This window comes from Methylobacterium sp. J-001, from assembly GCF_022829565.1.
In the GTDB taxonomy this organism is placed as follows: Bacteria; Pseudomonadota; Alphaproteobacteria; order Rhizobiales; family Beijerinckiaceae; genus Methylobacterium.
Map to the genome: position 1 here is coordinate 1 of NZ_JAKSYN010000099.1, position 17,794 is coordinate 17,794.

12 protein-coding genes and 1 pseudogene are annotated in these 17,794 nt (G+C 72.7%); 9 read left to right on the plus strand and 4 right to left on the minus strand.

Annotated elements, in window-relative coordinates; all coding sequences use genetic code 11:
• Positions 1-282 precede the first annotated feature (282 nt).
• The 4 genes from MKK65_RS10890 to MKK65_RS10905 form a co-directional block, all read right to left on the minus strand.
• Complete coding sequence (locus tag MKK65_RS10890; RefSeq protein WP_243957647.1) at positions 283-1,311, minus strand: patatin-like phospholipase family protein; 1,029 nt, start codon at positions 1,309-1,311, stop codon at positions 283-285.
• A 259-nt stretch (positions 1,312-1,570) separates the two neighbouring features.
• Positions 1,571-4,732: an efflux RND transporter permease subunit gene (locus tag MKK65_RS10895; RefSeq protein WP_243957648.1), complete on the minus strand. Its 3,162-nt coding sequence runs from the start codon at positions 4,730-4,732 to the stop codon at positions 1,571-1,573.
• Positions 4,733-5,248: 516 nt separating this feature from the next.
• A complete protein-coding gene (locus MKK65_RS10900; protein ID WP_243957650.1) occupies positions 5,249-6,349 on the minus strand; it encodes an efflux RND transporter periplasmic adaptor subunit in 1,101 nt (366 codons plus the stop codon).
• A 113-nt stretch (positions 6,350-6,462) separates the two neighbouring features.
• On the minus strand, positions 6,463-7,728 hold the full coding sequence (locus MKK65_RS10905; RefSeq protein WP_201025820.1) for a sensor histidine kinase: 1,266 nt from the start codon (positions 7,726-7,728) through the stop codon (positions 6,463-6,465).
• A gap of 180 nt (positions 7,729-7,908) precedes the next feature.
• Here MKK65_RS10905 and MKK65_RS10910 point away from each other — a divergent pair, with 180 nt between their 5' ends.
• The 9 genes and pseudogenes from MKK65_RS10910 (at position 7,909) to yjfF (ending at position 17,732) form a co-directional block, all read left to right on the plus strand.
• On the plus strand, positions 7,909-8,172 hold the full coding sequence (locus tag MKK65_RS10910) for a hypothetical protein (RefSeq protein ID WP_058194641.1): 264 nt from the start codon (positions 7,909-7,911) through the stop codon (positions 8,170-8,172).
• Positions 8,173-8,275: 103 nt separating this feature from the next.
• Positions 8,276-8,497: a DUF2945 domain-containing protein gene (locus MKK65_RS10915; protein WP_243957652.1), complete on the plus strand. Its 222-nt coding sequence runs from the start codon at positions 8,276-8,278 to the stop codon at positions 8,495-8,497.
• Between the two features lie 121 nt (positions 8,498-8,618).
• A complete protein-coding gene (locus MKK65_RS10920) occupies positions 8,619-9,119 on the plus strand; it encodes a (2Fe-2S)-binding protein (protein ID WP_243957655.1) in 501 nt (166 codons plus the stop codon).
• Positions 9,116-10,156: an FAD binding domain-containing protein gene (locus tag MKK65_RS10925; protein ID WP_243957657.1), complete on the plus strand. Its 1,041-nt coding sequence runs from the start codon at positions 9,116-9,118 to the stop codon at positions 10,154-10,156. The genes MKK65_RS10920 and MKK65_RS10925 overlap by 4 nt, the downstream gene beginning before the upstream one ends.
• An 11-nt stretch (positions 10,157-10,167) precedes the next feature.
• Entirely contained in the window at positions 10,168-12,426 is a 2,259-nt protein-coding gene (locus tag MKK65_RS10930) for a xanthine dehydrogenase family protein molybdopterin-binding subunit (protein ID WP_243957661.1), read from the plus strand.
• Between the two features lie 802 nt (positions 12,427-13,228).
• Positions 13,229-14,182, plus strand: coding sequence for a galactofuranose ABC transporter, galactofuranose-binding protein YtfQ (ytfQ, locus tag MKK65_RS10935; RefSeq protein ID WP_409565414.1), 954 nt, complete (start codon positions 13,229-13,231; stop codon positions 14,180-14,182).
• 28 nt (positions 14,183-14,210) lie between these two features.
• The gene (locus MKK65_RS10940) at positions 14,211-15,749 is read left to right on the plus strand and encodes a sugar ABC transporter ATP-binding protein (RefSeq protein WP_243957663.1); all 1,539 of its coding nucleotides are present in this window, start codon (positions 14,211-14,213) and stop codon (positions 15,747-15,749) included.
• Positions 15,749-16,720: an ABC transporter permease gene (locus MKK65_RS10945; RefSeq protein WP_058194635.1), complete on the plus strand. Its 972-nt coding sequence runs from the start codon at positions 15,749-15,751 to the stop codon at positions 16,718-16,720. The genes MKK65_RS10940 and MKK65_RS10945 overlap by 1 nt, the downstream gene beginning before the upstream one ends.
• Positions 16,720-17,732, plus strand: a pseudogene (gene yjfF / locus MKK65_RS10950) (galactofuranose ABC transporter, permease protein YjfF). The gene MKK65_RS10945 and the pseudogene yjfF overlap by 1 nt, the downstream one beginning before the upstream one ends.
• Positions 17,733-17,794 lie beyond the last annotated feature (62 nt).

The following is a 17,794-nucleotide window of genomic DNA, read 5'->3' on the forward strand; positions in this document are numbered from 1 at the left end:
CGTCGGTCGCTGAGACCGTGAGGTTCGAGTTGCCCTTCGGGTTGAACTTGATCGTCAGGTTGTTGTTGTCGCCCTTGCCGTTGATCAGGTTCGTGCCGTTGAAGCTCGAATCGCCGGCGAGCTGATCGATCTGGGTCAGCACTGGGGGTGGTGCAGAAGGCACCGTTCCGTTCGAGCCTGAACCACCCCCACCCCTGCCCCTCCCCACAAGGGGGAGGGGAAAACGCACAGTGCTTCAAGCGCTTACTGATGAATGCGACGGGTGTGCCCCGTTGCCCGGCCTCAGGGCGCGATGGCCGCCTCCAGGGTCTGCAGGCTCGAATCCGTCCCGATCGCGTGGCCGGTCTCGGCCAGCCAGCGCTCGGCGGTGGCGCGGCCGAGGTCGCGCAGGGCGCCGATCGTCGACCAGCGGGTGTCGAGCTTGCTGATCTCGCCCCCGGCCAGCGCGCAGGGCGCCTGCAGCAGGTGGATGTTGATGTCGGCCACCGCCCGCATCCGGGCATCCTCGGTCTGCGTCTGCCGGGCGTAGCTCTGCAGCTCGGTCAGCGCCTTCAGGTCGCGCATCAGGCAGGCGTTGAAGCTGATGTCGCTGACCCGCCCGGCGATCTCGGAGGGCATCAGCCCGATCGCGTCGGTCACGAACGGCGTCAGCTGCAGGACGATCAGGTCGGTGGCGCCGTGGCCGTTGAACACCAGCGGCTCCAGGGCCGGGTTGGCGGCGTAGCCCCCGTCCCAGTAGCGCCGGCCGTCGATCTCCACCGGGGCGAACAGCTCCGGCAGGCACGAGGAGGCCATCAGCGCCTTCAGGGTGACCTCGGGACCGGTGAACAGCCGCGCCGCGCCGGTCAGGATGTCGGTGGCCGAGACGTAGAGGGGCACCCGCTCCTGCCGGGCGACGGTCTCGAGATCGATGCTGGCGCGCACCACCGCCTGGAACAGGTGCATGTCGCGCAACGTCGGCAGGAACGGCGAGACATAGGCCGAGGCCTCGCGGAACAGGGCCAGGGACCGGGCGACGAACGGGTCCAGGAAGGGGTCGAAAGAGGCCCCGAATCCCTCGAACCCGCGCAGGGGCGAGCGCTCGGCCGTGGCCCGCCACAGCCGCTCCAGGCCCTCCCGGCCGCCCGCATCGCCGCCGGTGGCCAGCCCCGCCACCAGGGCGGCGCCGTTCAGCGCGCCCGCGCTGGCGCCGCTGACCGCGACGATCTCGATATGCTCCTCCAGCAGCCGGTCGATCACGCCCCAGCCATAGGCGCCGTAGGAGCCGCCCCCCTGGAGCCCGAGGGCCACGCGCGGTTTCATCTCTGCCATCGTCCCTGCCGATCCTGCGCATGCAGCGCGCCAGCGGGAACGCGCCGGCGCCCGAATTGCTGCACCGCCGCGGACCGGTCCGGTTCGAGACCTGTTACGACAGTCACGGTTTCAAAAGGTCCGAGACCTTTTGCGGGTGCAGGGAGGAGCCCTGCGAACCTCAGGGGCTTCGCCCCTGAACCCCACCAAAGGGCCGCCCGCCCTCTGGAAACCCGTGCGTCCTTGAAGACCACCCGAGATCACGCGGTCGAACAGGCCCTCAGGCGGCCCGGGACTCCGCGTCCAGCCCCCTCCCCGCCTCCGCGCCGCCCCGGAACCGGGCGAAGCGCAGGGCGAGCTCGGGCAGGATCGCCAGGGTGAGCAGCGTCGCGGTGACGAGGCCGCCCAGGATCACCAGCGCCATCGGGCCCTCGATCTCCCGGCCGGGCTCCCCCGCCCCGAGCGCGAGCGGCAGCAGGCCCAGCCCGGTGACCAGGGACGTCATCAGGATCGGCACCATCCGGTCGGCGGCGCCCTCCACCGCGGTGGCCCGGTCCCAGGGGCGGCCCGCCTGCACCAGCTGCTCGTAATGGGCGATCATCATCACGCTGTTGCGCAGGCTGATGCCCGCCAGGGTGACGAAGCCGACGATCGACCCGAGGGAGAGCACGCCCCCGGTGAGCACGATCGCCGCCACCCCGCCCAGCCCCGCGAAGGGCAGGGTCACCAGCACCAGCAGCAGGTTCGCCCCCGAGCCGGTGACCACGGCGAGCAGCAGCACGATGCCGAACCCGGCGAGCGCGGCATGGGCCAGGAGATCGGTGCGGGCCCGGGCCTGCGCCTCCGCGGCCCCCGCGAAGGCGACGTAGACGCCCTCCGGCAGCCGGACCGACCGGGCGATCTTGGCGCGCGCCGCCGCCACGAAGCCGGCCACGTCCCGGCCCTCGACGCCCGCGGTCACCGTCTGGACCCGCTGGGCGCCCTGGTGCTGGACCTGGTAGCGGCCGGTGCTCTCGTAGATGTCGGCCACCTGCGCGAGCCGGACGTAGCGCCCGCCCGGATTGCGCAGGGGCAGGTCGCCCAGCGCGCTGAGCCGGCCGCGGGACCGGGCGTCGAGGATCACCAGCACGTTGAACACCGCGTTGCCGACATAGGTCTGGCCGACCGTGTCGCCCTGGTAGGCGGTGCGCACCGCCTCCAGCACCTCGATCGCGTCGAGCCCCCAGTGGCGCAGGTCCGCGGGGCGCAGGGCGGCGGTCACCTGCGGCAGCCCGGCCGGGGCGGCGAGCTGCACGTCCCGGGCGCCCCGGACCTCGGCGAGCTCGCGCGCCACCGCCCGGGCGGCGGCCTCGATCCGGGGCAGGTCGTCGCCGATCAGGTTGACCACCACGGGCGCGGTGTGGCCCGAGACCGTCTCCTCGATCCGCTCGGTCAGGAAGGTCTTGAGCGAGAAGGCCGCCCCCGGGAATCCGGCCGTGAGGGCGCGGATCCCGGCCTCCGCGGCCCGCTGGGCGGCGCCGTCGAGGCCGGGTTCGAGGTCGATATGGATCTCGCTGTAATGGGTGCCGGCGGTGTCCTGCCCCGCCTCGGCCCGGCCGATCTGCGCCGCCACGGTCCGGACCCCGGGGATGGCCTTGAGGCCCGCGGTGATCAGGCCGCCCAGCCGCTGCGATTCCTGCAGGGCGGTGCCGGGGGAAGCCGCCATGTGCAGGATCAGGTGCCCCTCCTTCAGGTCGGGCAGGAAGCTGGCGCCCAGCCGCGGCACCAGCGCCATCCCGGCCAGCACCGCCAGCGCGCTCGCGGCGATCGCGGTGCGCGGCGCCCGGCCGATCCCGGAGAGCAGCGCCCGGTAGGCCGCCCGGCAGAGGCGCACCACCGGCGGGTCGGCGGCCTCGGCCCGGGCGCGTCCGGTCCCGCCGAGCAGCATCAGGGCGAGGGCGGGGGTCACCGTCAGCGCCACCAGCAGCGAGGCCAGCACGGCGGCGATGTAGGCGAGCGCCAGGGGCCCGAACAGGCGGCCGGCCACGCCGGTGAGCGCCAGCACCGGCAGGAACATCAGCAGCACCGCCAGGGTGGCGTAGGCGACCGCGCCGCGGACCTCCAGGATGGCGTCGAACACCACCCGGGGCCCCCCGCCCTTCCCTTTCGCCCGAGCCTCGCGCAGGCGCCGGGCGACGTTCTCGACGCCGATCACCGCGTCGTCCACCACCTCGCCGATGGCGAGCGCCAGCCCGCCCAGCGTCATGGTGTTGAGGCTCTCGCCCCAGGCCTGGAGGGCGAGCGCCGCGGCGATCAGCGAGAGCGGGATCGCGGCCGCGCTGATCAGGGCCGTGCGCCAGTCGGCCAGAAAAACCAGCAGGACGACGACCACCAGGGCGCCGCCCAGCATCAGCGCCTGGAGGACGTTGCCGTTGGCGACGTCGACGAAGTTCGCCGGGCGGAACAGGTCGGCGTGCAGGCCGACCCCCGCCCGGGCCAGGGCGGGCCGCAGCTCCGCCAGGGCCGCCTCCAGGCGGCCGGTGACCGTCCGTGTGTCGACCCCGACCTGGGCGCCGACCATCAGCAGCACGCCGGGCTTGCCGTCGACCAGGGCGGCGCCGATCGCCGGCTCGGGGGCCGCCAGGACGGTCGCGACGTCGGCCAGGACCACGCTCGCCCCGCCCTCGTTGACCAGGACGGTGCGCCCCAGCGCCTCCGGGGTGAGCGACTGACCCTCGGTGCGCAGGCCGACCCGCTGGCTCGGCGTGTCCACGAAGCCGGCGCCGCGCACCCCCGTGGCCTTGCGGGCGGCCGCCAGCACGTCGTTGAGCCCGACCCGGTAGCGGATCAGGTCGTCGGGGCGGACCTGCACCTGGAGCGAACGCACGGCGCCGCCATAGACCGAGACCTGCGCGATGCCCGGCACCGCCTGGAGGCGCAGCCGGACCGTCCAGTCGGCCAGCGTGCGCAGGTCCATGGCGCTGCGGCTGTCCGAGGTCAGCCCGATCAGCAGCACCGTCGAGGTGGAGGAGGTCAGCGCCGTCATGGCGGGCGCCATCACGCCCTGCGGCAGCCGTCCGGCCAGGGCCGCCAGCCGCTCGTTGACCCGCTGGCGCACCCGGTCGACGTCGCTGCCGGCCCGGAACGCGGCGCTGATCACCGACAGGCCCTGGATCGAGGAGGAGCGCAGGGTCTCCAGCCCGGGCAGGCCGCCCACCGCCCCCTCGATCGCCTGGGTGACCAGGACCTCGACCTGCTCCGGATCGAGGCCGGGCGCCTCGGTCTGGATCGTCACGGTGGGCGGCGCGAATTCCGGAAAGACGTCGTAGCGGGCGCTGCGCAGGGCGTAGAGGCCGAAGGCCAGGAGGGCACAGGCCAGGGCCAGCACCACGCGCGGCCGCCGCACCGAGAACCCGACCAGCCCGGCCTGGGGGCCGCGGGGCAGGGGCTCGGCGCCGCTCACGAAACGCCCTCCCCGCCGGATCCCGGGTGTCCGAAGGGCTTGCAGCCCGTCGGCCGGATTCGCGGCCGGATGTCGGGACTTGGCCCCCGAGCGCAGGGCTCCGCCCCGCACCCGCAAAAAGTCCCAGACCCAGCCCTTTCAAGGTGTTGGTCTGAGAGCCAGGCCACGGCGTCGGGCCGGTCTGCACGGCCCTTTTCCCGGGCGCATGCAGCGCCAGCGGAATGCGACCCGGGATCCAGCACACGACGGCGCGCAGCGTCCGTTTGATCGACCTGTGCCGCTGGCGCGGCGCTTCGTGTGCTGGGTCCCGGATCAGGTTCCGCTTCGCTGCACCTGTCCGGGACAGGGGCGCGCGTGATTTGCTCGGGAGCGCCGATCCCACGACGCGCACGTGGCCAAACACCTTCAAAGGGCTGGGTCCCGGACCTTTTGAAACCGGATCGTCTCGATCCTCGATCCCCTGTCGCCCGGACGGGCTCGGAGGTGCGCCCGATGGCAGCGCGAGCGGGAACGGCTCTAGTCATCGTCGTCGCCGGCGACCCGGATCTGGCCCTTCATCTCCTCGGAGAGCAGGGCCTGGCCGCCCTTCAGCACGATCTCGCTGCCGTCGGGCAGGTCCTCGACCACGAAGGCGTCGGCCGAGAGCGGCGCGTCGGCCCGGACCGGGTGGCGGACATAGCCGCCGCCCTGGACCCCCCGGTAGACCCAGGTGCCCCCCTCCCCGTGCACCACCGCGTCCTCCGGGACCAGCACCCCGGTGGCCGAGCGGGCGGCGGGCAGGAACGCCATCGTGCTCATGCCGGGCAGGAGGCCGCCCGCCCCGGAGACGCGGTAGAAGAAGCTCTGGCCCTGGATCCGGGGATCGGTGCGGGTCGCCGGGGAGACGAGGCGCAGGGCGACCCGGTCGCTCTGCGGCGGCACCTCCGCGAAGGCAGCCTCCGGCGGCGGGTTCAGGGTCTCGCCCGGGGGCAGGGTCACCTGCATCAGGAAGTCGGCGCGCTCGATCAGGCGGGTGACCAGCGGCCCCCGCTCGACGATGCCCCGGCCGAGCACCGGGCCCCATTCCTGCTGGGCGGTGGCCGCCAGGGTGCGCAGCTGCGATTCGGCGGCCGTGACGGCGGCCTGGTCGGTCAGCACGGTGGCCTCGACGGTCTCGATCTGGGCGGCCGCCATGGTGGCGGGGCCGAGGCTGTGGGCCCGCCGCGCCGCGCTGGCCGAGACCGCGGCCCGGGCCCGGGCGGTCTGGAGCCCCGCCACCGCGCCGGCATAGGCGTTGGTCAGCTCGGTCACCCGGGCGAGGTCGAGGACGCTGCCATAGGCGGTCAGTTCCTGACGGTGGGGTTCGGCCGGCAGGATGGCGGTCTCGAGGCCGACCCGGGCGCGCTCCTCCGGGGTGAGCCGCACGATCGCGCGGCCGTCCTCCACGGCGACCCGCGCGGCGGCCTTCGGCTCCGGGACGCCCGCGGCTGGCGCAGCCGGCAAGACGGCGGTGACGAGGCCGTCCAAGGCAGCGAGCAGAGGGGCCCCCCGCGCGCGCAGGTCCGGCCCGGGGAGGGCGGCGAGCGCGAGGACACCCGCCAGGGCCAGCCCTGCCAGCAGCACGCGCCGCCGTCGCATCCCGCCTCCTCCGCACGCGCCCGTCCCAGGCGAGTCCCGGCGGCGATTGCCACTTTTGCCCGGTTTATTCGTCCGAATCTACCTGAACTTGAGCGGCCCCGCGGGACGGCCGCTCAGCCTGCCAGCGGCACCTCCAGCCGGAAGCAGGCCCCCTGCCCCGTCTGCGGCAGCGCGAGCGTGCCGCCGAGCTGCCGGGTCAGGCTGCCGACCACCCGCATGCCGAGGCTCTTCGAGGCGCGCCCGATCTCGAAATCCGCCGGCAGCCCGACGCCGTCATCCGTCACCTCGACCACCAGGCTGTCGAGTTCGCGCTCGGCCCGGACCCGGATCGCGCCGCCCGCCGGGTGGGTCTCGGGCGGGTAGGCGTATTTGAGGGCGTTGGTGACGAGCTCGTTGACGAGGAGCCCGATCGGGATCGCCCGGTCGGCCGAGATCCGCTGCGGGGCCGCCGTGCAGGTGAGGTGCAGGCCCGGCGCGCCGCTGTCGAGATTGGCGACCAGCTTCTCCAGGAAGGGCGCGAGGTCGAGCTCGCCGGGCACGCCCTCCCCCTCCCCGTCCCCGGCCTTGTCCCCGATCTTGTCACCCTGCCGCCAGAGCTGGTCGTGGACGCCGGCGATGGCCTCGACGCGGCTGCGCGCATCCGACAGGGCCGCCTGCACGGCGGGCTCGGCCTCGGCGGCCCGGGCCTGGAGGGCGAGCAGGCTCGCCACGATGGCGAGGCTGTTCTTGACCCGGTGGCTCATCTCGCGGGCCAGGAGGTCCTGCCGGGCGAGCGCGGCGCGCAGCAGGGTCTCGGTCCGCTGGCGCTCGATCGCGCCGCCGAGCAGGTTGGCGAAGCCCTGCATGAAGGCGATGTCGGCCTCCTCGAACATGCCCTCGCGGGTGTCGTCCACCTCCAGCACCCCGAAGGCGCCGTCCCGGTTCTCGATCAGCACGTTGATCGCCCGGCGGATGCCGTGCTCGGCCATGAGCTGGGGCGTGCGGAAGCGGGTCTCCTCGGCCAGGTGGTTCGAGATCACCGGGCTGCCGGTCTTGAGGGCGAAGCCCGCCGGGGAGGCGAGGTCGGCCCCGACCCGGGCCTGCCCGATCACGTCGGGCCCCCAGCCGACGCCGGCGCGCACCAGCAGCGTGTCCTCGCCGCGGCGGTATTCCAGCGCCTTGCAGAACTCGGCGCCCATCCCCTGCGCGCACAGCTCCGCGGCCCGCTGCAGCAGGTGGTCGACATCGGTGCCGCGCAGGGCCTCGACGCCGAACTCGGACAGGATCACCTGCTGGCGCAGGCGGTAGCCGAGATCGGGCGGCGCGAGGCCCGGCGCGGCAGGGTCCTCGGGGGCGTCCGGGCTGGGTTCCACGGCGGTGCGATCGATCTGTGCGGTCATGGGCGGCGGCAGAGTAGCAGGAAGGCGGTCCCAGGGCGACGCGGGTCCGCCTAGCCCCCGGCGGAGCCCCCCGTCGTCGCACCGGATCGTCGCACCGGATCGTCGCACCCCTGCCCGCCCCCGGAGCCCTCGGCGCCGGGCGGCGTTCCGTCAGTCCAACCCGTCTCGATGGAGGGCCCCATGGCCGACGATGTGAACGGACTCTCCGACAAGGCGCTCTCGATCTTCGCCTTCGCGGCCTATCACCGCCTGGTCAGCGGCGAGCGGGTCACCTCGGTCATCCGCAAGGACGGCGCCGGCCACGAGGCCGATCCGGCGGGCGTGAAGGAGCTGGAAGAGCGCGGCCTCGTCACCGCCGGCGAGACCGGTATCGATCTCGGTGACACCGCCCAGGCGACGGTCGAGGCGATGGTCGCGGCGTTGCGCGGGGCAGTCGGGCGCTGAAGGGACGCCTAGGTCGCTCGGCTGCGGCATTCCGGCCGGGGATACTCGGGAACGCCCCCGCCCCCGGCGGCCTTCTCCCGCACCGAAACGATGGAGCGCGCGGATGAGCAAGGCGGACGTGAAGAGCGGCGACGACGTGTCCTACAAGTGGGGCAAGGGCAAAGTCGAAGGCGAGGTCACCAAGGTCCACACCAAGGACGTCGAGAAGACCATCAAGGGCAACACGGTCAAGCGCGAGGCCTCGAAGGACGAGCCCGCCGTGGAGATCAAGACCGAGAAGGGCCAGACGGTGCTCAAGTCCGTCTCCGAAGTGACGGTCAAGTAAGCCGATCCGCGCAGCCCGCCCGGCTGGTGAGGTAGCGCACATGATCCCCGCCCCGGGTCTCGCCGGGGGCGGGGCGCCGGCTATCTGTAACGGTTCCAGCCTTTGCCAGCCGGGACCCAGCATGCATATTCCCCTCAGGCTCACCCTGAACGGGCAGGCCCGCGAGATCGCCCTCGACGATCCGCGCGTCACCCTCCTCGACCTCCTGCGCGAACGCCTCGGCCTGACCGGCGCCAAGAAGGGCTGCGACCGCGGCCAGTGCGGCGCCTGCACGGTGCTGGTCGACGGGCGGCGGATCAACGCCTGCCTGACGCTCGCCGTAAGCCTCGACGGGGCCGAGATCCTGACCATCGAGGGGCTGGCCGAGGGCGACCGGCTGCACCCGGTCCAGGCCGCCTTCATCGCCCATGACGGCTTCCAGTGCGGATTCTGCACCCCCGGCCAGATCATGAGCGCGGTCGGGCTGATCCGCGAGGGCCAGGCCGGCACCGATCCCGAGCGCATCCGCGAGGGCATGAGCGGCAACCTCTGCCGCTGCGGCGCCTATGCCGGCATCCTCGACGCGGTGCAGGAGGCCTCGCGCCCCACCGGACAGGTCGAGCAGCGGGAGGACGCGGCGTGAGAAACTTCGACTACATCCGCCCCGCGAGCCTGCCGGAGGCCGTCGCGGCCGGGCAGCTTCCCGACACCGCCTATCTCGCCGCCGGCACCAACCTGGTCGACCTGATGAAGGGCGGCGTCACCGCCCCCGCCCGGATCGTCGACATCACCCGGCTGCCGGGTCTCTCCAGCATCGAGACGCTGCCGGACGGCGGCACGCGGATTGGCGCGCTCGTCCGCAACAGCGACCTCGCGCACGACCCGGTCTTCGAAAAAACCTACCCGATGGTGGCCGAGGCCCTGCTGGCCGGCGCCTCGGCGCAGCTGCGCAACGCCGCGACAGTCGGTGGCAACCTGATGCAGCGCACCCGCTGCCCGTTCTTCACCGACGCGGTCTCAGCCTGCAACAAGCGCGCGCCCGGCTCCGGCTGCGCGGCGCTTGGGCACGCCACCCGGATTCACGCCGTCCAGGGCTGGAGCGAGCAGTGCATCGCCACCAACCCGTCCGATTTCTGCGTGCCGCTCGCCGCTCTCGACGCCGTGGTCGAGATCGCCGGGCCGGACGGCACGCGCGAGGTGCCGCTCACCGCCTTCCACAACCTGCCCGGCGACCACCCGGAGCACGAGACGGCGCTCCGCCCGGCCGAGCTGATCACCGCCCTGCGCCTGCCCCCCGAGGCGGGCTCGTTCCGGGGCAACGCCCGCTACCTCAAGGTCCGCGACCGCACCTCCTACGCCTTCGCGGTGGTCTCGGCCGCCGCCGCCCTCACGCTCGACGGCCAAAAGATCGGCCGGGCCCGGCTCGCCTTCGGCGGGCTCGCGCTCAAGCCCTGGCGGGTGGAGGCGGCCGAGGCCGCGCTCGCCGGCCAGGCGCTCTCCCCCGAGGCCTACGCCCGGGCCGCCGCCCTGGCGCTCGACGGCGCCAAGCCCACCGGCGAGGCCAACGCCTTCAAGATCGAACTCGCCCGCCGCGTCGCGGTCCGGGCGCTGACGCTGGCGGCCGCCGGGACGCCTGCGCGGATCCCGGCGCTTCCCGCCTCCCCGTTCGGCATCGTCTGAGGACAGACCGCATGACCGCGACCGCCACCCCCCTGAACGCCGCCGCCGGCACCCGCCACGGCTCCAGCATCGGCCAGCCGCTGACCCGGCGGGACGGACCCCTCAAGGTGACCGGCCAGGCCCGGTTCTCCGCCGACAACCTGCCCCCCGGCACGCTCCACGCGGCGCTCTGCGTCGCCCGGATCGCCAAGGGCCGGGTCACCGGCCTGAACCGGTCCGCCGCCGAGGCCCATCCGGGCGTCGTCGCGGTGATGACTCCGGAGAACGCCCCGAAGCTCGCCCAGGACCCGGACGCCAAGGCCGGCCCGTTCATCTTCCGCCTGGACCTGCTGCAGAACGACCGGGTCCGCTACGCCAACCAGCCGATCGCCGTGGTGATCGCCGAGACGCTTGAGGCCGCCACCGAGGGCGCGCGGCTGCTGGCGCCGACCTACGCGACCGAGACGCCGCGCATCGGCCTCGATGCGGGCGACGTGTTCACCCCGGATTCCGTCGGCGTTGGCGCGGCCCCGTCCGAGAGCGACGGCGATGTCGAGGCGGGCCTGGCGGCGGCGTCGCGCACCATCGCGGCCACCTACGAGACCCCCGCTCAGTACCACAACGCCATGGAGCCGCACGCGGCCCTGGCCCAGTGGGACGGCGACCGGCTGACCCTCCACATGCCGACCCAGGGGCTGGCGATCTCGCAAGGCCGGCTCGCCGGGCTGTTCGGAATCAAGCCCGACGACATCCACATCGAGAGCCCCTATCTCGGCGGCGGCTTCGGCTCGAAGGGCGTGCCCTCGGGCCCGCAGGTGCTCGCCTGCATGGCGGCCAAGCTCGTCGGACGCCCGGTCAAGCTGGTGCCGACCCGGTCGCAGATGTACGGGCCGATGGGCCATCGCGGCCCGACCCGCCAGACGCTGCGGCTCGGCACCGACGCGGCCGGCAAGCTCACGGCGCTCGACCACCATATCCTCACCGCCTCCTCGAGCTTCGACGACTTCTTCGAGCCGGCCGGCCGGGCGACCAGCACCCTCTACGCCAGCCCGGCCATCGCGATCCGGCACGAGGCGGTGCGGCTCGATACCGGCACGCCCCTGTTCATGCGCGCCCCCGGCGAGGCCACCGGCAGCGTCGCCCTGGAGAGCGCGCTCGACGAGATGGCCCACGAACTCGGCATGGATCCGCTGGAGTTCCGGCTGGCCAACTACGCCGAGGTCGAGCCGATCACCGGAAAGCCGTTCTCCTCCAAGGCCCTGCGCGAGTGCTACCGGCGCGGCGCCGAGGCCTTCGGCTGGGCCGGACGCCCCCTCCAGCCCCGCCAGAACCGGGACAAGGACGGCTTTTTGGTCGGCATCGGCATGGGCACCGCCACCTTCCCGGCCCTGATCTTCGAGGGGATGGCCCGGGCCGAGATCCGCGCCGACGGCACCGGCACGGTGGAGCTCGGGGCGATCGACATGGGCCAGGGCGCCTGGACGGCGCTCGCTCAGATCGCCGCCGACGGGCTCGGGATCGGCATGGAGGCGCTGACCTTCCGGATGGGGTCTTCCGATCTGCCGAATGCCGGCATCGCGGGCGGCTCGGGCCACACCGCCACGGCCGGCAACGCGATCCATGCCGCGGCCGGCGACGTGATCGCCCAGCTGGCCAAGCTCGCCACCGACGACCCCGCCTCCCCGCTCTACGGCGCGGGCAATGCCGGCGTGACCGCCGCGGACGGCCGCCTGACCCGGCAGGACGATTCGAGCCGCAGCGAATCCTTCGCCGACATCCTCAAGCGGGCCGGGCGGGCGAGCATCGAGGGCCAGGGCAAGGCCGGGGCCGACCCGGCAGCCCAGAAATCCTACGCGATGCACGCCCACGGGGCGGTCTTCGCCGAGGTGAAGGTCGATCCTGACTTGGGCCAGATCCGGGTCAGCCGGCTGGTCGGCGCCTTCGCGGCCGGCCGGGTGATCAACCCCCGGCTGGTCCAGAGCCAGTATTACGGCGGGATGATCTGGGGCCTGTCCTTCGCCCTGCACGAGCGGGCCGAGATGGACCCGCGCACCGGCCGCTTCCTCAACGACAATCTGGCCGAGTACCACCTGCCGGTGAATGCCGACATCCCGGCCATGGAAGCGATCCTGGTCCACGAGGAGGATTCCGTGGTGAACGCGCTCGGCGTGAAGGGCGTCGGCGAGATCGGCATCACCGGCACGGTGGGCGCCATCGCCAACGCGGTCTGGCACGCCACCGGCGTGCGGGTGCGCGAGATGCCGATCACCCTGGACAAGCTCCTGGGCTGAGCCCGGCGGGCCGGACGGCCAGAACCCTGCCCAATCGGGCAGGGTTTTTTGCTGTTTGACGGACCGCTTGCCTCAACTGAGGGAGGGCACAGGCTCGCGGCGCGGCCGCTCCTGGGGGCTCACCAATCCACACAGGGGGTTCTGGGCGATGCGCACCCTTGGATAAGAAGGTCGCCCCAGAGAGGCTGCGCCCTCCCTCCCCCCTTTGCGGGGGAGGGAGGCCCCCGAAGGGGGGCGGGAGAGGGGAGCGACGGCGCAGGAAAAAGCGCTGACCCGCACATCGGCTCTGCCTCATTCGGACGCCGGGCTCCCCTCTCCCGACCCGGCCTGACGGCCGGCCCACCCTCCCCCGCAGAGGGGGGAGGGAAAGGCGCGTGACCTCATTCAGCCCCTCATAAACTCATACAATTTGATCTGCGGAAAACCATCCGCTCGGCGAATCGCCGGCTCGGCACCCGGCGGAAAGCCGATTGCTGCGCGGCGACCGGCCTCTCGGAACGCGCGGCGGCAAAGGCGAACAGCGCTTGTCGGGAACCCGGTGCCGCAAGGCGGCTTGCCATCCCTCAAAGTCGTCCAACGATCGTAAGGGTCTGGAATAGAGAGCTGTTTCGCGGGGCGGGCAGCCGATGTGCCGAGGCGAAGAGTGCCGGCACCCCAGCCTCGGCCGCTCGGTCAACAACCCCAGGGATGCGTTGCGAGACCGGCTGTTCAACGCACCGCACATATGTCATACATATGGTGACCGATCGCCCTGAAGAGGCGGCGGACGCATTCACTTGGGGGGACGTCGATGAGAGGGACCATTTCCATCAAGGCCATGCTCGCGGGCCTGATCCTCGCCTGGGGCGGCGGGGCCCAGGCGGCTTCGCTGACCGTCGGGTTCTCGCAGATCGGTTCCGAATCCGGCTGGCGTGCCGCCGAGACCACCGTGACCAAGAACGAGGCCAAGACGCGCGGCATCACCGTCAAGATCGCCGACGCGCAGCAGAAGCAGGAAAACCAGATCAAGGCGATCCGGTCCTTCGTGGCGCAAGGGGTCGACGCGATCCTGCTCGCCCCGGTGGTCGCCACCGGCTGGGATGCGGTGCTCAAGGAAGCCCGCGACGCGAAGATCCCGGTGATCCTGCTCGACCGCGACATCGATCCCGCCGGCAAGGACCTCTACCTGACGGCCGTCACCTCCGACAGCGTCGAGGAGGGCCGCGTCGCCGGCACCTGGCTGGCCAAGACGGTCGGCGAAAAACCCTGCGCCGTGGTCGAGCTCCAGGGCACGGTGGGCGCCAGCGTCGCCACCAACCGCAAGAAGGGGTTCGACGCCGCCATCGCGCCCCACGCCAACATCAAGCTCGTGCGCAGCCAGACCGGCGACTTCACCCGGACCAAGGGCAAGGAGGTGATGGAGAGCTTCATCAAGGCCGAGGGCGGCCATTCGATCTGCGCGGTCTACGCCCACAACGACGACATGATGGTCGGCGCCATCCAGGCGATGAAGGAGGCCGGCCTGAAGCCCGGCAAGGAGATCCTGACGGTCTCGATCGACGCGGTGCCCGACATCTTCAAGGCGATGGCCGCCGGCGAGGCCAACGCCACCGTCGAGCTCACCCCCGACATGGCCGGCCCCGCCTTCGACGCGCTCAAGGCCTACCGGGAGAAGGGCACCGTCCCGCCCAAGTGGATCCAGACCGAGTCGAAGCTCTACACCGCCGCCGACGACCCGATGAAGGTCTACAACAGCAAGAAGACGCTCGGCTACTGACGCGCCGCCCGGCCTCTGCGATTGCATCGTGCCCGATTCCGTCCTGCTCAGCGTCCGCGGGCTCTCGAAGAGCTTCGCCGGGCACCAGGCCCTCGCGGGGGTCGACTTCACCTTGCGCCGGGGCGAGATCCACGCCCTCCTCGGCGAGAACGGCGCCGGCAAGTCGACCTTCATCAAGACCCTGACCGGCGTCGTCCGGCGCGATGCCGGCGAGGTCTGGCTCGACGGCGCGCCGATCGCCCCGCGCTCGGCGGAAGCCGCGGCGCGGGCCGGCATCGCCACGGTCTACCAGGAGGTCGGCCTACTGCCGAACCTCACCGTGGCCCAGAACCTGTTCCTCGGCCGCGAGCCGACCCGGTTCGGCCTCGTGCGCACCCGGGAGATGCGCCGGCGCGCCGTTGCGCTGCTCGCGGATTTCGGCCTGGCGATCGATGTCGGCGCGCCGCTCGGCCGCTACCCGGTGGCGGTGCAGCACCTCGTGGCGATCGCCCGGGCGGTGGATCTCTCGGCCCGGGCGCTGATCCTCGACGAGCCGACCGCGAGCCTCGACACCCACGAGGTCACGGTGCTGTTCGGCGTGATGCGCCGCCTCGCCGGGCGGGGGATCGGCATCGTGTTCGTGACCCACTTCTTGGAGCAGGTCTACGCGATCACCGACCGGATCACGGTCCTGCGCAACGGCCGGCTGGTGACCGAGCGCGAGACCGCGCGCTTCCCGCGCCTCGAGCTGGTGCACACGATGCTGGGCCACGCCCTCGCCGAGACCGAGGCGCGGGCGGAGCCGGCGGACCGGGCGTCACAGAAAGAATCCGGGACGCCGGTCCTGCAGGCGGAGGGGCTCGGCAAGGCCGGCTACCTCCAGCCCATCGACCTCACGGTGGCAAGCGGCGAGGTGGTCGGCCTCGCGGGCCTCCTCGGCTCCGGGCGGACCGAGACCGCCCGCCTGCTGTTCGGTGCCGAGCGGGCCGATCGCGGCCGCATCCGGCTCGACGGCAAGCCGGTCCGGATCGCCGGCCCCCGGGACGCCCTGCGCCACCGGTTCGGCTACTGCCCGGAGGAGCGCAAGACCGAGGGCATCGTCGCCGACCTGACCGTGCGGGAGAACATCGTGCTGGCCCTGCAGGCCCGGCGCGGCCCGTTCCGGCCGCTGGGCCGGGCGGCGCAGGACAAGATCGCCCGCGACTTCATCGCGATGCTCGACATCCGCCCGCCCGATCCGGAGCGGCCGATCGGGCTCCTCTCCGGGGGCAACCAGCAGAAGGCGCTGCTGGCGCGCTGGCTCGCCACCGAGCCGCGCCTGCTGATCCTCGACGAGCCGACCCGCGGCATCGATGTCGGGGCCCATGCGGAGATCATCCGGCTGATCCGCCGGCTCTGCGACGAAGGCCTCGCCCTCTTGGTGATCTCCTCGGAGCTGGAGGAGATCGTGACCTATTCCGACCGGGTGATCGTGATGCGCGACCGCGCCCAGGTGGCCGAGCTCGCCGGCAGCGCGGTCGACCTCACCGCCATCCTCCGGGCGATCGCCGCCGAGGCGGCGCCCGCACCGGTCCCGGAACCCGCCTGATGCGCGTCCTTCGCTCCGGAGCGCCCCAGCTCCTCGCCTTCGCGGCCGTGCTCCTGGCCGACCGGCTGGCCTCCCCGCAATTCCTCGCGGTGCATCTCCAGGACGGGCGCCTGTTCGGCAGCCTGGTCGACGTGTTCAACCGCGGCGCGCCGGTGGCGCTGCTGTCGCTCGGCATGGTGCTGGTGGTGGCCACCGGCGGCATCGACCTGTCGGTGGGCGCCGTGATGGCGATCGCCGGGGCGGTCGCGGCGAGCCTGGCGGATAGCTACCCCCTGCCGGTGGTGCTTGCCGCCGCCCTCGGCACCGGGCTCGCCTGCGGGCTGTGGAACGGGTTCCTGGTGGCGAGCCTGCGGATCCAGCCGATCGTCGCCACCCTGATCCTGATGGTCGCCGGCCGGGGCATCGCCCAGCTGATCACCGAGGGGCGCATCGTCACCTTTGCGTCCTCCGAGCTGGCCTTCCTGGGCGGCGGCGCCCTGCTGGGCGTGCCGATGCCTGTGGTGCTGGTGCTCGTCATGCTCCTCCTGACGCTGGCCCTGGTACGCGGCTCGGCGCTCGGCCTGATGATCGAGGCGACCGGCGGCAATGCCCGGGCCAGCGCGCTCGCCGGCATCGACACACGGTCGGTGACGGTGGCGGTCTATGCCTGGAGCGGCCTCTGCGCGGCGCTGGCCGGCGTGGTCGCGGCGGCCGACATCCTGGGGGCGGACGCCAACAATGCCGGGCTGTGGCTGGAGCTCGACGCGATCCTGGCCGTGGTGGTGGCCGGCTCGTCGCTGCTGGGCGGGCGGTTCAGCCTGTGGCTGGCGGTGCTCGGCGCGTTCATCATCCAGGCGATGAACACCGGCATCCTGCTCTCCGGCCTGCCGCCTGAGCTGAACCTCGTGGTCAAGGCCGCGGTGGTGCTGGCGGTGCTCCTCGTCCAGTCGCCCCGCCTGTCGGGCCTCACCCTGCTGCTGCGGAAGCCGTGATGAGCCGCAACCTTCCGGTCCTGGTCGCCGCGCTCCTGTTCGCGGCCGGCTACAGCCTCTGCGCGACCCAGTTCCCCGCCTTCCTGACCACCCGGGTCGTCGGCAACCTGCTCACCGACAACGCCTTCCTGGGCATCGTCGCGGTCGGCACGACCTTCGTGATCATCTCCGGCGGCATCGACCTCTCGGTCGGCTCCGTGGTCGGCTTCACCACGGTGTTCCTGGCGCTCGCCATCGACCGCTGGGGGATCCCGCCGCTCGCCGCCTTCGGGCTCGTGCTCGGGGCCGCCGCCCTGTTCGGCGCCGCGATGGGCGCGCTGATCCACGTCTTCGAGATGCCGCCCTTCATCGTGACGCTGGCCGGCATGTTCCTGGCCCGGGGCGCCGGCTTCCTGCTCTCCACCGAATCGGTCCCGATCAATGCGCCGCTCTACAGCGCGGTCGCCGACCTGTCGGTGAGCCTGCCCGGCGGCGGCCGGCTGACCCTGACGGCCTGCGTGATGCTCGGCGTGTTCCTGGTGGGCGGGGTGCTGCTCCACGCCACGCGCTTCGGCGCCACAATCTACGCGCTGGGCGGCAGCCGCCACACCACCGGGCTGATGGGCGTCCGGGTCGGGCGCAACACCATCGCGATCTACGCCCTGTCGAGCCTGCTCGCGGCGCTCGCCGGGATCGTGTTCTCGCTGGACACCGCCTCGGGCACCCCGCTCTCGGCGATGGCGTCGAGCTCGACGCCATCGCCGCGGTGGTGATCGGCGGCACGCTGCTCACCGGCGGCCAGGGCGGCATCCTGGGCACGTTCCTGGGCGTCATGATCGGCGGCCTGATCCAGACGGCCATCACCTTCGACGGCACCCTGTCGAGCTGGTGGACCAAGATCGCCACCGGCCTGCTGCTCTTCGCCTTCATCGCCCTGCAGCAGGGCTCGGTGGCTCTGGCCGGGCGCCCCGGCCGGGCCGCCCGCCCCCGCGCGGAACAGCCGGTCGGCCGGCCGGCCGAAGCCCGCCCCTGACAGGGGCGGATCTTTTTGGCGAAGCCGGCGACCACCTTTCGGAGGGATGCCCTATGATCCCC

What these genes read in the sequence shown, in the direction of transcription:
- MKK65_RS10890 (WP_243957647.1), bottom strand. Translation starts at nt 1,311, where the DNA reads ATGGCAGAGATGAAACCGCGCGTGGCCCTCGGGCTCCAGGGGGGCGGC.
- MKK65_RS10900 (WP_243957650.1), bottom strand. Translation starts at nt 6,349, where the DNA reads ATGCGACGGCGGCGCGTGCTGCTGGCAGGGCTGGCCCTGGCGGGTGTC.
- MKK65_RS10905 (WP_201025820.1), bottom strand. Translation starts at nt 7,728, where the DNA reads ATGACCGCACAGATCGATCGCACCGCCGTGGAACCCAGCCCGGACGCC.
- MKK65_RS10910 (WP_058194641.1), top strand. Translation starts at nt 7,909, where the DNA reads ATGGCCGACGATGTGAACGGACTCTCCGACAAGGCGCTCTCGATCTTC.
- MKK65_RS10915 (WP_243957652.1), top strand. Translation starts at nt 8,276, where the DNA reads ATGAGCAAGGCGGACGTGAAGAGCGGCGACGACGTGTCCTACAAGTGG.
- MKK65_RS10920 (WP_243957655.1), top strand. Translation starts at nt 8,619, where the DNA reads ATGCATATTCCCCTCAGGCTCACCCTGAACGGGCAGGCCCGCGAGATC.
- MKK65_RS10930 (WP_243957661.1), top strand. Translation starts at nt 10,168, where the DNA reads ATGACCGCGACCGCCACCCCCCTGAACGCCGCCGCCGGCACCCGCCAC.
- MKK65_RS10945 (WP_058194635.1), top strand. Translation starts at nt 15,749, where the DNA reads ATGCGCGTCCTTCGCTCCGGAGCGCCCCAGCTCCTCGCCTTCGCGGCC.